Below are 15,121 nucleotides of genomic sequence, written 5' to 3' on the forward strand. Positions count from 1 at the left end.
TCTAAGCGATATGCGAGTCTCTCTCAACATCCTCAAAGGCAACCTCCCGTCTGGTATGACACTCAACAAGTTGATTCGATGCACGCACACCGCAGTTTTGGCGGGTGCTCTCTCCGCGATTCCGGCGTACGCGCAAGTCCCGGGGGCTGGTCCTAAGAAGCTGGTCAAGGAGGTGCAGATCATCTCGGTGGGAGGCGCCAAGATTGATTCCAGCCGTATCATCGCCAACATGGCCACCCGCGAAGGCACGACCTTCGAAGAGGAAGCCGTGGATCGCGACATCAAAAACCTCTACACGACAGGTCTGGTTGAGAGCGTGGATATCTCCACGGTGGACGTGGGTGGTGGGGTAAAGGTTGTCGTCAAAGTGACTGGCCGCGGTGCGATCGGTGAAGTGGCCTTCGTGGGCAACTCCGTGATCGACAGCGAGAAGCTGCGCAAGTCCGTCGAAGTGAAGGTCAACGAGCCCGTGGACGAAGCCAAGCTCTTCGCCGGTGCCACGAAGATCCGTGAGAGCTACGCCAAGAAAGGCTTCGCTGATGTGGGCGTGGAGTACAAGATCGAGTCTCTGCCCACCGCAGGCTTTGTGCGTGTGGTGTACAGCATTGCTGAAGGCCAGCGCGGCATCATCAATGACATCCGTTTCGAAGGCCTGACCGCGGTGAAGGAGAGCACCCTGCGCTCCAAGCTGCAACTCAAGGAAAAGCGCCCCTGGCACCTCTGGGGCAAGAGCGGCAAGCTCAACAACGACGGTCTGCAGGAAGACATCCGCACCGTGGAGCGTGCTGTGCAGGACGAAGGCTATGTTTACGCCAAGGTGGTGCAGGTCCGCCGCGAGCCCGTCAAGGATGACCGCGTGGACCTCGTTTTCGTCCTCGACGAAGGCAAGCAGTACAATGTTTCCGAAGTGGCCATTGAGGGGAACACCGTCTTCACCCACGACGAGTTGACCCCGGCACTCACCCTTGAGACCGGAGCGGCCTACTCCGCCACGGACATCTCCAACGACGAGAAAATGCTCGGCGAGTACTACGGCTCCCGTGGCTACGCTGACGCTCGCATCGACACCAGCGTGGTGCCTGCCGGCCCCTCCTCGGTGAAGATCCTCTACCGCATCGCGGAAGGGGAGAAGTCCTACATCAACAAGATCAACATCGAAGGCAATACCAAGACGAAGGACAACGTCATCCGTCGTGAGCTTGCCTTCGCTCCGGGCGAAGAGTTCAACACCGTCCGCATCGAGAAGAGCCGCAGCCGTCTGTCCAACATGGGCTACTTCAGCCAGGTGGACTTCCGCAACAACCCGACGGGCACCCCCGGCTACAAGGACATTGACATCAGCGTCACGGAGCAGTCCACCGGTTCCATCAACATCGGTGCGGGCTTCAGCTCCATCGACAGCCTGGTCGGCTTCTTCTCCCTCACTCAGACGAACTTCGACATCACCAACTGGCCGAACTTCACCGGTGGTGGCCAGCGCTTCAACCTGGACGTCCGTTACGGTGACAAGCGCCGTGACTTCAGCTTGAGCGTGGTGGAGCCCTGGTTCCTCGGCCAGCGCCTCTCGCTCGGTGGTGAAATCTTCTACCGCGACCTCTACTACCTCAGCGACGAGTATGATCAGCAGAACTACGGTGCTGCGATCAACCTCCGCAAACCGCTGGGTGAGCACGCCTACGCTGAAATCTCCTACACGATTCAGAACGTCACGATCGACAACATCGACGAAGAAGCTTCCCAGGCGATCAAGGATGAAGAAGGGGAGTACCTCCAGAGCAAGATCGACCTTTCCCTGGTCCATGACACCCGTGACTCGGTGTACATCACCCGCAAAGGTCACAAGATCTCCGGTGGTGCCCTTGTATCCGGTGACTTCCTCGGTGGAGATGTCGGCGTGTATGGCCTCAGCTTGGAAGCTGCGCAGTACGTCAGCCTCCCGATGGACATGATCTTCAGCGTGGAAGGTGCTGTGCGCACGGTTGACACCCTCGGTGGTGGCGAAGACGGCGTGCCGATCTTCGAGCGTCTCTTCCTGGGTGGTGCCAACAACTTGCGCGGCTTTGACTACCGCGATGTGGGTCCGAAGGACGAGAACGGTGAGCCCCTGGGCGGCAAGACCTCCGCTTATGCCACGTTTGAACTCAGCTTCCCCATCATTGAGAAGGTCCGCGGTGCGGTCTTCTATGATGTGGGTGTCGTCAGCGGCGACAGCTACGACTGGGGTGGCGATGTGAACTCCGACGTGGGTGTCGGTCTCCGTCTTTTCTTCCTGCCTACCGGCCCAATCCGCCTCGACTTCGGTGTGCCCATGCAGGCTGACGAAGAGAACGACTCCGGCGGCAAGTTCAACTTCAACCTCGGCTACCGCTTCTAAGAAACACTTATCACTGATGAAGGGGCCGCTGCGCAGGCGGCCCCTTTTGCTCTCCGCCTCCACACTTGCCAGCTAGTATCATGAAATACCTCCGTATCATTGCCGTCATCTGTTCCCTTGCCGCCCTGGCTCCCGCCGCCGAACTCAAAATCGGTGTGGTGGACCTCAGCAAGGCCTTCGCTGAATACTACAAGACCAAGGGTGCCCAGTCCCAGCTCAAGGAAAATGCCGACAAGGCCAAAGAGCAACTGGCTGACCGTTTCGCCACGCTGAAGAAGCTGGCTGACGACATCGAGAAGATCAAAAAGGAAGCCCAGGACCCCGTTCTCAGCGAATCCATCCGCGCCAAAAAGCGCTCTGAGTTCGAGAGCAAAGCTCAGGAGATCCGCTCCCTGGAGCGCGACATCAATGAGTTCCGCCAGCTCCGCGAGCAGCAGCTTCAGACGGAAGGCATGCAGCAGCGCAAGGGCCTCTATGAAGAGATCCTGAAGGTGGTGAACGACAAGGCCAAGGCCGACCAGTATGACCTCGTGTTTGACAAGAGTGGCATGGGTGCCATGGGTCTGCCCTTCCTCATCCACGCCAAAGAGGGTACCACCCAGGATTTCACCGCCGAGGTGATTGTGGAGCTCAACAAGGATGCCCCTGCTGGCGGTGCCGCAGCTCCTGCTGCAGAAGAGAAGCCCGCCGCGGCTCCGACCAAACCCAGCACCAAGAAGAAGTAATCTACCGCGCCTCCCGCAGGCAGGAGAGCTTCTCCGGTAAAACCTACTTCCGCCCTGCTTTGAACTTGCGTTCAAAGCAGGGTTTTGCTTTTTAAGCGCATCGTTACCCCAAACCGTTTGTCTTCCCTCCCCATGAACATTTCGCTCCAGGAACTGGCCACGCTGCTCGAAGGCAAGATCACCCACGGCGATCCCTATCTGCTGGTGACTGGCTTTGGCTCGATCCAGGAAGCGGAGCCGGGGCACATCACCTTTCTGGGTAATCCGCGGTACGCTCCGGCGCTCAAAAAATCCCGTGCCAGCGTGCTGCTGACGGGCGAGGATTTTCAGGACATTCCGGAATCCATGGCCGTTATCCGCGTGGCGAACCCGACGTTGCAGTTCTCCATTGTGATCCAGAAGTTTGGCCCGCCCAAGCGGGAGATCCAGACCGGCGTTCACCCCACAGCAGTCATCAGCGAGACAGCAAAGCTCAACCCTGAGCGAGTTTACATCGGCCCCCATGTAGTGATCGAGGACGATGTGGAGATCGGCGATGGAACGGCCATCTACGCGGGTTCCTTTATCGGCCACGGTTCCCGTCTAGGGGAGGGGTGCTTGCTTCATGCCCATGCCGTGATCAAGGACCGCTGCATCCTCGGTGACAGGGTCATTATTCACAGCGGGGCCATGATTGGTACGGACGGTTTCGGTTACGAGTTCAGCAATGGCCGTCACCTCAAGATCGACCAGGTGGGCATTGTGCAGCTGGATGACGACGTGGAAGTCGGATCCTGCACCACCATTGACCGTGCGCGCTTCGGTCGCACCTGGATCGGTGAGGGGAGCAAGATCGACAACCTGGTCCAGATCGCCCACAACGTGATTACGGGGAAGCATTGCCTTATTGTCTCCCAGGTCGGCATCTCCGGGAGCACCCGCCTGGGCGACTATGTCACCATGGCGGGACAGGTGGGAGTGGCCGGGCATCTGAAAATTGGCGACAAGATCACGGTGATGGCCAAGTCAGGGATCACCAAGGATCTCTCGGAGTCCGGCGTCTATACGGGATACCCCGCCAAGCCTCTCATGGAGGGGCGTCGTGCTCTCACCTACCCCGGCCGCGTGCCGGAGATCCTGGACCGCCTGAAAGCGATGGAAAAAAGAGTCCAGGAGCTTGAGGCCAGACTGGGGGCTGGCCAGGAGGCGTGATCTTGGAAGGTGGAAGTGAGTTTTCGGAAATAGCGAACTGTCTTTGACCTCACACAAAGGCACGACGGCACAAAGAAAGGGCAGCCAAGGAACGTCCGCAGTGCAGATGCTCGGTCGAAGCTCTTCCTTGAAGAGGATCGGGCTATGAGCCCTGCCTTGACGAGGCTCAAGCGAGTCAACCCTGGGTGCCTCCGCAGAGGAGGATCAGGTGGGAAAGCTGACAATATCCGCTCTCTCCATCGCTACCTCCATGTCTGCAAGTTTCGCCTGCCCAGCTGATTTCACTCAATTTCGACAGTCTCCGGTTATCCCCGGGTTCGCCGCGACATTCTGCCGCAGTGCGGCTTGTGAGGTGGCGCCGTTCTGTTCTCTCCTGTACCGCAGATCGGCTCCCGGCAGCCTTCCTCCGCTGTTTCCCCATCCTTTGTGCCATCCTGCTCGGCTGGGAGAAAACGGCCCTCCCTGCCTCTTGCCCTTACTTTTTACCGTTTCCTGCGCTAAACTCCCACTATGACTCGATCCAACCAACCTCCCCAGCTGCCGCAGTTCCCGCAGATGCCCCAGATAAAGGTCAGTCTTCGCACCCTTGGTCTTGGGGCGGTAGGGCTGTTCCTCGTGATCGGCGTGCTGACCAGCTTCTACACGGTGCCGGCGGAGTCCGTGGGCGTGGTGCAACGGTTCGGCCGCTACCTGGAAACGAGCGGTCCCGGCCTGCGCTTCCGCATACCCTTCGGCGTCGATCGCGTCACGGAGGTGCCGGTTCAGCGCCAGCTCAAGATGGAGTTTGGTTTTTCCACTGGCTACACCACGAATGAGTACCAGAGCTCCAGGGAGTCCGAGGCGGAGAAGAACATGGTCACGGGTGACCTGAACGCCGCAGAGGTGGAGTGGGTGGTGCAGTACGGTGTGACTGACGCGCGCGCCTACCTCTTCCATCTCCGTACGCCGGAGGCCACCCTTCGTGATGTGGCGGAGAGCGTGATGCGTGAGGTGGTGGGGGATCGCACGGTGGATGAGGTGCTCACCTTCGGACGTGAGGACATCCAGATGGAGGTGCGCAAGCAGCTGGTGACCGTGGTGGACCGCCTGGGCATGGGCCTGCGCGTGGAGCAGGTGCAACTGACCAACGTGCGCCCCCCGCGCCCGGTGCAGCGCTCGTTTGATGAAGTGAGCCGTGCCCAGCAGGAGCGGGAGCAGTTGATCAACCAGGCCAATGGGGAATACAACAAGGTGGTGCCCCGGGCTCGTGGCGAGGCCGAGCAGAAGGTCAGCGAGGCAGAGGGCTACGCCGTGAAACGCGTGAACGAAGCCGAGGGCGACGTCGCCCGCTTCAATGCCCTGCTGACCCAGTATGAAAAGGCTCCTGAGGTGACCCGTCAGCGCATCTACCTGGAAACCATGGCCGAAGTCATTCCCAAGTTGGGCGGCAAGATCATCCTGGATGACGCGGCCAAACAGTTCCTGCCCCTCATGCACCTCCAGCAGCCGCAACCCCAGGTGCCGGTGCCTTACCAGCAGCCCGCTCCCCAGCGTCAGGTCACCCAGCCGGTGCGTTGATCCTGAAACCTCCGGCAACTTTTCATCCGTTTTGTCCCCCATCTTTTTCTCATGAAAGCTTCCATTTACCTCCTGTCCCTGGCAGGTGCCGTGCTGCTGCTCTTTCTCTTCTCCGTCAGCGCCTACACCGTGGGTGAGACCGAGCAAATCATCATCACCCAGTTCGGCGAGCCCGTGGGTGGTGCCATCAACAACCGGCTTGAGAAGAATGAGGCCGGTCTTCACTTCAAGGCACCTTTCATTCAGCAGGTACACCGTTTCGAGAAGCGCATCCTCGAGTGGGACGGTCCTTCTGACTCCATGTCCACCCGTGAGAAGCTCACCGTCGTGGTGAATGCCTTCGCCCGATGGCGCATCGCCGATCCCCTCCGCTACTACCAGAGCCTTCGTGACGAGCGCAGCGCGCTTTCCCGCATCACCGACATCGTCGGCAGCGCCACCCGCGGTGTCGTGGCCAAGCACGACCTTGTAGAGGTGGTGCGCAGCGACAAGACGCGCAAGGTGGAGGTGGAGAAACTCTCGGTGCAGGGCATCGCTGTGGTGACGCAGCTCCCGGCCATCCAGTACGGTCGCTCTGTTCTGGAGAAGGAAGTCCTGGCTGCCGCCGCGGAGAGCGCCAAGGCCTGGGGCATCGAGATCCTGGAGGTGCAGTTCAAGCGCATCAACTACAACCCGGCCGTGAGCGACAAGATCTATGACCGCATGACCTCTGAGCGCATGCAGATTGCCGAACGTTTTCGCTCTGAAGGCGAGGGTGAGGCCGCCAAGATCATTGGTCGCAAGGAGAAGGACCTCCGCGAGATCGAATCCAGCGCCTACCGCAAGGTTCAGGAAATTCAGGGTGAGGCCGACGCCAAAGCCACCGAGATCTACGCCCAGGCTTACAACACCAGCACCTCCGCCGCCCAGCTCTACCAGTTCGTCAAGACCCTGGAGACCTACAAAACCACCCTCGGCCGCGACAGCACCCTCATCCTCACGACGGACAGCGACTTCTTCAAGTACCTGAAGTCCATGAACCCGGAAGGGAAGACGGAACCGGTGGTGACACCCGCAGCGAAGCCAACGCAAGCCAAAGCGTCGCCTGCACCCGCCGTAATGCCAGCACCTGCCCCAGTGCCAACCCCTGCGCCTGCGTCAGCGCCTGTGCCGACTCCGGTGGCGCAGTGATTTGGTGAAACAGCTCCTGGTGGTCTTTGAACCACCGGGGGCAGTGGAGGAACGGGGGGTGTTGTGTATTTCATGGAACCCACGAAGTTGTTTCTTGGCGAGCGCCGGAGCCCCGCTGGCGCATCCACAAACCGGTGGCGGGAGTGCCACTTCAGGAGGGCCGAAGGTCCGGCGTGATACCAGCCTTGGGCAACGCCCAAGGAAAAGATGCCTAACCAACCCCATGAGGGCTGAAGGCCCGGCCTCATCAAACCTGCCCACGACGAGCATCCCTGAATGACCCCGGGCCTACAGCCCTCAACATCTAAAGCTAACGCCAACCTTGGGCGTTGCCCAAGGCTGGGTATCACCCCGGGCTTTCAGCCCTCAGCTCGTTCGCAAAAAGGAGATCATCGGCCCCGCCGCATTTTCCCTTATGGCATTCGCCTTCAGGCGGGACGGCTCAGTGACCAGGAGATCTATGAACACCTGCTGGCCAAAGCCCCAGCCTGGGAAATGGAGTCGCCCGCACTGACCCTTCGCATTGTCCGATTCATGTGGATGTATGTCGATGCCTATACGGAGTAGTCAGGTTCCTCAAACACGACCTGCGCCACTGAAGTGACACAGCCGTCCCGGCTGTGCGTGCTACCGGCGTCCCGCCGGTTTTGTCCGCCGCTCCCGCTAGCACATTTCATGAGCGAGCTGAATTAGTTAGTAGTGCAAGCTTCCGCGTGATTCAGGTGGGCCTATAAGTAAAAAAGGGATTTTGAGTGGCTAGGGTAAAGAGTCAATTCGTGGATAAACCTCTTCAGGGTTTGGGAGGTCTTATCTACAGGGTTGCAATATCAATATGCTACAAAAAAACTAAACAGCGCAAAAAGTGTTCGTTTTCCTCATGCGTAAAAAAGTTCTGCGACAAGTTGAAAAAAGACAATCTTACGCTAGCGATTCACAAAGGAACCTTAGATATGGCGAGGACAAAAAGAGCGCAGAATAGGTGTAAGGATTGCGGTTACACCTGGTACCCCAAAGGCAAGAATCTCTCTCGTCGATGCCCAAGTTGTGGTGGTAGCAACGTTACGTATGCTGGATGTGGATGTCTGGGGCTTGTCGTTGTCGGCATTGGTATCGCATTTTTTGCTTCTATGCTTTCAGGCCCCCGTGAGAGTGCTCCCCCGGCTCAACTTCCGGAATCTCTGTCTCCCTCAAATCCAAGTACTGCTGTTCCAACATCTGGTCATGATTTTGCAGTTGGTACAAAGACTATGGGAACGACAGGAAGCTCGACGGCGACCGCCTTGCAGGCGACATTGGCAGTTCCGACTGACACGCGTACCTGGCGCAGCATCGATGGGCGCGAATTGATCGGAAAGGTTACAGGAATCGACCTTGAGAAAGGGGAAATTACCATCGTCCGTGCAGATGGTCAGGTGTACTCATCCTATCCATTGTCTAAATTGCATCCGGATGATGTTCAATTGATCGCTCCACAATACAGTGTTCCGAAGAAATAGTGGGAACGGTCTATTTATAAGCCCCTTCCTCGGCTTGCCTGTATCAGGCAATTCGCCTACAATAGGAAATGCCCACGGAGAATCAGATACTCGAGTGCATGCCCGTATGGGAAGCGTTGTCAGAGCTCTTCCTGGATGACGAACTGTCTCAGGAGGATTGCCAACGCACGGCGTCGGTTCTTGCGGGGAGCAGATACAGCGTCAAAGAGCTTCAGGAAATACTCCTGCATGAGGTCTATCCGGCCTGCGCTCTGAATTTGATTTGCGTGGCGGGCGCCTGGGGAGCTTGGGGTGAAGATTGGATTCGGGAGCACATCGCTCCGCGATACAACCAGCGGCCCCTTGTTCATCTTCCAGCTTTCCAATGGGGTGCCATTGAAGGGCCGTGGGGCGTCGTGAAAACCCTGCTGAGCGAGCAACGCCAAGAAACAATTTGCGCCAGTTGACGCCCCCAAGCCTCTTGCCTGAAAACGATGCCCCAGCAAGTTCGCCCACATCAGCTCTCCACTTCGTCTCCAGCTTCATCGTGGGAGCTGATAGTGTGGCTGGTTGCCGGAGGCTTCTGCCTGTTGGGCTTTTGCCTGGGTGCGCTCATGTTGTACGTGGCTTGGGATCACAACCCTCAGGGAGAGTTTCGCGACGAAACAGGTGTTCACTGGCTGGCCTGGCTCGGCATCGGTTTCAGCTGGTTCATTGCCGTCGCGGGTATTCCCTGTCTCATGCCCGCTTCCGTTTCGTGCATCTTGTTTCTGGTCAGACGGAGATGATCTGAGTTTGACGAGATGCCGAAGCTGCACCAAGGGCGGTGATTGAAGCAATGCTGAACCCATCCGTCGTCACCATCGCCAATGCCTACTTGGCTTCTCATCTGGGTTGCTCGCCGCACAGTCTGTTTGCTGCTCCATTGAGTATCCAGATCCACGGTGGTGACCTTGCAGACTACTGGGGTGCCTTTGCCATGTTCCGGCATGGGGCGGCGATCGTCTCGTTGCCATCGACCTGTGCGGACAAACTCAAAGGGCTGCTGGCAAAGGTGGTTTCCGATTGCTCACCCGCGAGCTTTGCCAAGGCGCTCGCATCCGTCGCTTCGGTGGTCATCGGTCCTGCGTCCATCGGCTATGCAACCGCCGTCATTCCACCGGAACATCCCGTCAGGTCACTCGTTCCGGGCGACGTTGTTGCCTTTCACGCTTTGCAGCAGGGCTGCGATGCCACGGAGTGGGAACACGGAGGCTGCGTCGCCGGCTCTCCTGCGTCGGGCGTATTCACCAAGGACCAACTGGTGGCCGTGGCGAGTTATGAAGTGTGGGGCGGCACGATCGCCCACATCTCGGTCATCACCCACCCGGATTTCAGAGGGCAGGGCCTCGGCCGCAGTGCGGTGGCGCATGTCGCCCGGCGCGCGATCCTCAGCGGCCTGCTTCCGCAGTATCGCACCCTGGAGTCCAACGCGGGTTCCATTCGTATTGCGGAATCCCTCGGCTTCCAGCAATATGCTACGTCTATGGCGGTACGGTTGAAGTAGTTGATTCTAAGGTTCGAGGCAACGTCTTTGTGGGCGATCCTGCCTGGGGCAGCATTTGGACTGGCTTTGACGCCAAGGGCGGTTATGGTAGTGCGGTGGTACGGTATGGCGAGTGATCGGGGCACGAATTTTGCCCAGTCCAATAACAGGCACTGGGCATGTGCTTTTCCGCGCCAGCAGCCCAGAGTGGTGGTAGGCTTTAGCCTTCCTGCGAGCGACGAGAGTCGTGCGAATGAACGATCCATGCAAGAAAACAGCAGCCCAATGCCCCCTCAAGACAAGCGGTACTACTCTGGAGAGGCGGTGCACGCTGGTGATGTAGTTCGCTTCAACGGCGTGCCGACCATTGTCGTGTTTGTGAATGACAATCGGGAATATCAACCGGGGTTCAGCGCGGAGGAGTGGGCCCACTTGGGTTCTGGGTTCATGTTGCAGGTGGAGAATGGTGCTTTGGTCTTTCTGGAGGAGGCGGACGAAGATCTTGATTTTGTTTGTCGGGCTTGATGGCGTAAACTGAACGGACCAGGGCTTACGCATCTAAATTTACTCCAAGCAAGGTTTGGAGATAGTCTGTACTGAGTCCGGCTTCGAATCTGCGTTGGTTGACCGATTTTTTGGAGTTTGGGTTCTCTCGCTTGATCATTGCATGAGTCAGGCGTCGAAGGGTGGCCAGATTCTCCGCGCTGTAACCTCTTCTAGACCGGCTCTCATCTTCGCCAAAGGTCACATCTAGAACCCAGTGCAGCGAGTTTTCAATCCCCCAGTGAGCGCGTACTGAGGCTGCAATGAGCGCGGCATCGGCTTTCAAACTGCTGATGAAGTAACGCCTTTGCACCGTGGTCTGACCCGCCACGGTGCGCTCGCATTCCACCGCAGCCACGCTGCGCAGTCCCGCCCACTTTTCTGCCCCCTGCAGCCAGCATTCCACTTCCTCACTCACCCAACAGCGACGCACTTCATGCCGGCCGTGCCCATCGCTTTCCTCTTGATGAAAGTTGCCTTCTGCCCTGGCCAGGTCCTCCCCCGTGTCCAAATAGTGGCTGACCTGTTGATGGAGGCTTTCCTGGTTGCTTTTGAGGGCCAGGATGTAGTCCCCCTTTTGCTGGATGATTTTCCTGGCCACCTCCCTCTGGCAGCCCATGGCGTCGATGGTCACGATGCAGCCTTTCAACGCCAGCATTTCCAACAACTCCGGCATCGCGCCAATCTCATTGCTCTTGTCAGCAACCTTGACCTGTCCAAGGCACAGGCTCAATTCACTGGCCCAAGCCCCCACGATGACCGCAGGTGCCTGCCCTTTGTCGACGGCCCCGCGCAGTGCCTTTCCATCAATGGCGATCACCCCTTTGAGACCGCTCTCAAGCCCCTCGCTGGAGAGTTGGCGCAATACACCTTGGGTCCAGAGACTGAAGGCTTCCATGAAGCGCTTGGGATCAAGCAGGCTGAAGACTTTACGGAACGTGTCGTGACTGGGAATGCCGTTGGGCAGGGCAAGAAAGCTCTCCAACCAAGTGCGCTTCAGATTGCCGAAGGCTTCCATATGGGTGTAATGCCCCTGACCGCACAGCATGGCGCAGGTGGCAATCACCAGGATGTCGGCCAGATCATGTCGCTGGGTACGCTGCACCCTCCAGTCATCAATGCTCTGAAAAACTTCACGAAGGTTGCTGTCAGGAGATGCAGAGGCGGAAGACATGCCCCACTTCATTCACACATCTTAACTAATTTCCACGTGCTTTGTAAAAACTAGATGCGTAAGCCCTGCTGAACGGACGCTTTATGCGTTGAAGTCATTAACGACGCGCAATCAATCTCCCTGAGATCCCGCAGATTCAAGATTCCTACCGCCAACCTTTCGTATTGATGCAACCCATCGAGTTCCACCATGCCTCCGAAGAAGAAATTGAGAAACTCGCCTCAGCTTTTTGTGACCAGCACGGAGATGAAGCGAACGGCATCATTCCTGATGAAGAGTACGACAAGCTGTTTGATCACCTGGCTGCCACACTTCGTAAACATGCCACCTTCACCGAAAGCAGTCTGGATGCCGATGCAGCCTTCAGCGGCTACCGCTATGTGGATCAGATCCCTTGGATCACCATCGTTCCTCGGAAGGCGGCCGGTCCATCCGTAGCCTTGGCGGCAGCACTAGAGGCCGTCAGCGCTGCCTATCGTCCTTTGGCAGTTTCGTTCGACTTCGCTTCAGGGGCGTTGCTTGTACTGCCGCCCAATCGCGTTTACACGACCTTCGCCGCATCTGTACTTGCCCCGATAGTTGAAAGTAGTTCCCAACCATCGCACTCATGACGCTCACCAAACTCCAATTGCGGTCGCTGAAAGTCTATTTGGGCTGGCACACTCAGCCACCCACTTTCTGGGTTCTTGCTCGATCAAGTCTTCGGTCCTGGTTGGCATTGGCCGTCGTCGCGGGGCTGGGGTATCTGGTCGTAGAATCGGGCTATCCAGAGGCGGGTTGGTTGGTCATTGGCATCATGGGTGGAGCTTTCTTGCGCGACATCGGGCGTTACCGAGTTTTGCTAAAGGTGTGGCCAGCTCACGATGACGTTACAGACTGGGAACGGGTGAAATCTGTGCTCGAGGAACAGGCTGGAACAACGAAGAACCACGGCTAGCCGCAGCGCCGGGTTTGAACGTTTTGGCAGGCTGACTCCAGCCGGTGCGATTGGGCTCAACTACGTGGAACGATCTCCTGACTAGCAATAGATACCCGATGAACTCACCGCAGGCACGGCTCGAAAGCGCCCTTCGCGAAGCTGACCCGGCTCGAGCAGTGCTCGTCTTGGCGCGCTGCTTTCGTGATGAAGGGATGAGTCAGCTCGAACTTTATCGCTTGTACGACTCGTTTCGTGCCCTTCATGAAAACGACAAGAATGAAAGGCTGTATGATGCCATACTGGATATGATGGATTGCATCTCTGGATGGTGCAGTCCCGGCAATCGCCTCTATGAGACGGACCTATCGGCTGGCGAATTTTGAAAGGGAGACTCCTGGCGCTGCCGCCCATCTATCCGCTAATATGCTGTTTGAAAAATAATGCCCCGCCTTTGCATCAGCGCCGACACCCACGGCAAGCACAGGGATTTGACCATCCCTGAATGCGACTTGCTGATTCATTGCGGAGACTTCTGCAACATCGGACAGCAAGAACAGGAGACGTTCGAAGACGTTGACGCCTGGTTTGCCGAGATTCCCGCTGGTCAGATCATTTGTATCGGTGGAAATCACGATGCCCTGCTGCAAAACCGGGAGTTTCGCTTTTCTCAAGCCATCTACCTTGAAGATGAAGGCATTGAGGTGGGAGGGTTGAAGGTCTATGGATCACCCTGGTGTCCCGACCTCGCAGGATTTGCATTTTATGCTAAAGAGCAGGACTTGATGACGAGATGGAGTCAGATCCCTGAAGGCATCGACATCTTGTTGACGCACACGCCCCCGTTTGGAGTATTGGATGTGGCCAGTGCAGGCGATGTCCATCTCGGCTGTCTGCACTTGCGGAGGGAGGTGGATCGCATTCGCCCGCAGATTCATGCGTTCGGCCACGTGCATGCCAGCAGCGGTGTTTTGACGGAAGGCGGGATCCATTTTGTGAATGCTGCCGTGGTAGGTGGTCCAGCTGGCAAGGTTAGGAGCAAGCCGGTGAGTGTCGATGTCGTGTGTGCTCGGGGTAGTGTTCAGCTCTCGAATCTCCTGCTCGAGAGAGGAGGCGAGGGGAACCGGTGATGTCGATAACGCCTACTCTGGCTACCAACTACGGCAACTTCTACGCATTCCTGACAGGTGTGCCTGTCATGCTTCTGGTATGCAGCTTGGGTGTTATTGCTCTGGTGTGGAGGCTTCGTGCCTTGGCCGTCATATCGAGGTTGCTGTTTTTTGCGATGACAGTGTGGTTCCTGGCTTCGCTTGAGGATGCGCGCGAAGTTGACGTGAACGCTACGATTATGGTGGCAATTGTGGCAGCAGGGATGGGATTGACGCTGCTGGTTTGGAAACGTGCGTCGTCACGAGCAGGCGGCGGAGATTGAGCATGTGGCTGCGTTCGTGAGAACGCGGTCAGGCTGGGTGAGTTGGAGGGGCGTGGCGAAACATGTCCCTGGATGGCTTGAACGATTCCGCATTCTCACGAATGCAGCCACGACGTCCTCGCTTGTCACCTCTATCCCACCGACAGGCGCTGGGGACGGTGCCGCTCGAAGGTGGTCACATTGAGGTCGTGAAAGTGGGTTCTCGCGCTCCCTATACGAGGAACGTAGGAAGCAAGTCTTGCTGACCGCCGTGAGTGCGGCACAGAGAAGGACAATGCTCTGGCAAAAGAGGCTCGGGTGCAGATTGGCGAGTTGCTGGCTTTACATGAGGGGAGGTCAAGCAACGGTTGGTTGGACGTGAATTGACACCGGACGGTGCAGCTCCTCTTTGGTCAGAACAACACAGCCGCAGTTTGAAAAGTTGGAGTATTCCGCGACGGTTACGGTTAAGTTCGAGCTCAAATAGTCCGGCACATTGCTTGATCCCGGATTCGATTGTTCCGATAAACCTGATGGTGACACGAAGACCAATGAATTCCATCCAAGGATACCACCTCATTACCCCCGCAGACCTCGCCTGGCGTCCTTCCAACCTGATGCGGATTCCGAATGCCGACTACCTGGAACGCACGGGCAGCGAGAACTTGGGAGCGCGGCTCTGGCGTCTGCCTCCCCAAAGCGCCAACACTCTGCACAAACACGTGCGGACCGAGGAGTTCTACTTTGTGCTGGAGGGAACCGGTCGTATTCGGGTCGGTGAGGACACTCTCACTGTGCCGAAGCACGGTGGCGTGCTCGTAGGACCAGAAATGCTACGGCAAGTGTTCAATGACACGGACGAAGAGGTGTTGTGGCTCATCGTAGGCGCGCCTGAACTCGAGCTGGAACCTGATCAGGTGGGCGACATGAGTCTCTATTACCCAGTGGAACCCACCCAGTTGCCTCCTGAACTCGACGGGGTAAACTGGCCGCCGAAGTAATTAGCTTGCTACGCTCCCCATCCAGATAACGGCTCCGCCATCGAATTTCTGGATCAGCC

16 protein-coding genes are annotated in these 15,121 nt (G+C 57.6%); 15 read left to right on the plus strand and 1 reads right to left on the minus strand.

The genetic code is table 11. The annotated features are described in order from the left end of the window. Positions 1-10: 10 nt before the first annotated feature. The 9 genes from bamA to VSP_RS07070 all read left to right on the plus strand — a co-directional run bounded on the left by bamA (position 11) and on the right by VSP_RS07070 (position 10,542). Positions 11-2,374, plus strand: coding sequence for an outer membrane protein assembly factor BamA (gene bamA / locus VSP_RS07025; protein WP_009959660.1), 2,364 nt, complete (start codon positions 11-13; stop codon positions 2,372-2,374). Positions 2,375-2,454: 80 nt separating this feature from the next. Then, positions 2,455-3,099: an OmpH/Skp family outer membrane protein gene (locus VSP_RS07030; protein WP_009959661.1), complete on the plus strand. Its 645-nt coding sequence runs from the start codon at positions 2,455-2,457 to the stop codon at positions 3,097-3,099. Between the two features lie 132 nt (positions 3,100-3,231). Continuing rightward, positions 3,232-4,290 carry a UDP-3-O-(3-hydroxymyristoyl)glucosamine N-acyltransferase gene (lpxD, locus tag VSP_RS07035; protein ID WP_009959662.1) on the plus strand — a complete coding sequence of 353 codons (1,059 nt, stop codon included), beginning with the start codon at positions 3,232-3,234 and terminating at the stop codon, positions 4,288-4,290. A gap of 510 nt (positions 4,291-4,800) precedes the next feature. Next, positions 4,801-5,847: an FtsH protease activity modulator HflK gene (hflK, locus tag VSP_RS07040; RefSeq protein ID WP_009959663.1), complete on the plus strand. Its 1,047-nt coding sequence runs from the start codon at positions 4,801-4,803 to the stop codon at positions 5,845-5,847. Between the two features lie 51 nt (positions 5,848-5,898). After that, entirely contained in the window at positions 5,899-7,017 is a 1,119-nt protein-coding gene (hflC, locus tag VSP_RS34280; RefSeq protein WP_009959664.1) for a protease modulator HflC, read from the plus strand. A 776-nt stretch (positions 7,018-7,793) separates the two neighbouring features. Beyond that, entirely contained in the window at positions 7,794-8,513 is a 720-nt protein-coding gene (locus tag VSP_RS42015) for a hypothetical protein (RefSeq protein ID WP_157210774.1), read from the plus strand. Between the two features lie 68 nt (positions 8,514-8,581). Beyond that, entirely contained in the window at positions 8,582-8,959 is a 378-nt protein-coding gene (locus VSP_RS34285) for a DUF7079 family protein (protein WP_009959666.1), read from the plus strand. A gap of 371 nt (positions 8,960-9,330) precedes the next feature. Then, positions 9,331-10,038 carry a GNAT family N-acetyltransferase gene (locus VSP_RS07065; RefSeq protein WP_009959669.1) on the plus strand — a complete coding sequence of 236 codons (708 nt, stop codon included), beginning with the start codon at positions 9,331-9,333 and terminating at the stop codon, positions 10,036-10,038. Positions 10,039-10,302: 264 nt separating this feature from the next. Beyond that, entirely contained in the window at positions 10,303-10,542 is a 240-nt protein-coding gene (locus tag VSP_RS07070) for a hypothetical protein (protein ID WP_009959670.1), read from the plus strand. Between the two features lie 25 nt (positions 10,543-10,567). Here the strand turns inward: VSP_RS07070 and VSP_RS07075 are convergent, their stop codons facing one another. Beyond that, positions 10,568-11,746 carry an ISAs1-like element ISVsp18 family transposase gene (locus VSP_RS07075; RefSeq protein ID WP_009959672.1) on the minus strand — a complete coding sequence of 393 codons (1,179 nt, stop codon included), beginning with the start codon at positions 11,744-11,746 and terminating at the stop codon, positions 10,568-10,570. Between the two features lie 155 nt (positions 11,747-11,901). Here VSP_RS07075 and VSP_RS07080 point away from each other — a divergent pair, with 155 nt between their 5' ends. The 6 genes from VSP_RS07080 (at position 11,902) to VSP_RS39015 (ending at position 15,062) form a co-directional block, all read left to right on the plus strand. Continuing rightward, the gene (locus tag VSP_RS07080; protein ID WP_009959673.1) at positions 11,902-12,345 is read left to right on the plus strand and encodes a hypothetical protein; all 444 of its coding nucleotides are present in this window, start codon (positions 11,902-11,904) and stop codon (positions 12,343-12,345) included. Further along, on the plus strand, positions 12,342-12,671 hold the full coding sequence (locus VSP_RS07085; protein ID WP_009959674.1) for a hypothetical protein: 330 nt from the start codon (positions 12,342-12,344) through the stop codon (positions 12,669-12,671). Before VSP_RS07080 ends, VSP_RS07085 begins: the two co-directional genes overlap by 4 nt. Positions 12,672-12,769: 98 nt before the next feature. Further along, entirely contained in the window at positions 12,770-13,036 is a 267-nt protein-coding gene (locus tag VSP_RS42945; RefSeq protein WP_009959675.1) for a hypothetical protein, read from the plus strand. A gap of 57 nt (positions 13,037-13,093) precedes the next feature. Beyond that, positions 13,094-13,780 (plus strand): metallophosphatase domain-containing protein, encoded by a 687-nt coding sequence (locus VSP_RS34290; RefSeq protein WP_009959676.1) that lies wholly within the window; start codon positions 13,094-13,096, stop codon positions 13,778-13,780. Then, positions 13,780-14,082, plus strand: coding sequence for a hypothetical protein (locus VSP_RS07100; protein WP_029190245.1), 303 nt, complete (start codon positions 13,780-13,782; stop codon positions 14,080-14,082). Before VSP_RS34290 ends, VSP_RS07100 begins: the two co-directional genes overlap by 1 nt. Positions 14,083-14,612: 530 nt before the next feature. After that, positions 14,613-15,062, plus strand: a complete 450-nt coding sequence (locus tag VSP_RS39015) for a cupin domain-containing protein (protein WP_009959678.1) — start codon at positions 14,613-14,615, stop codon at positions 15,060-15,062. The last annotated feature ends 59 nt before the right edge of the window (positions 15,063-15,121 follow it).

It is taken from the genome of Verrucomicrobium spinosum DSM 4136 = JCM 18804 (assembly GCF_000172155.1).
In the GTDB taxonomy this organism is placed as follows: domain Bacteria; phylum Verrucomicrobiota; class Verrucomicrobiia; order Verrucomicrobiales; family Verrucomicrobiaceae; genus Verrucomicrobium; species Verrucomicrobium spinosum.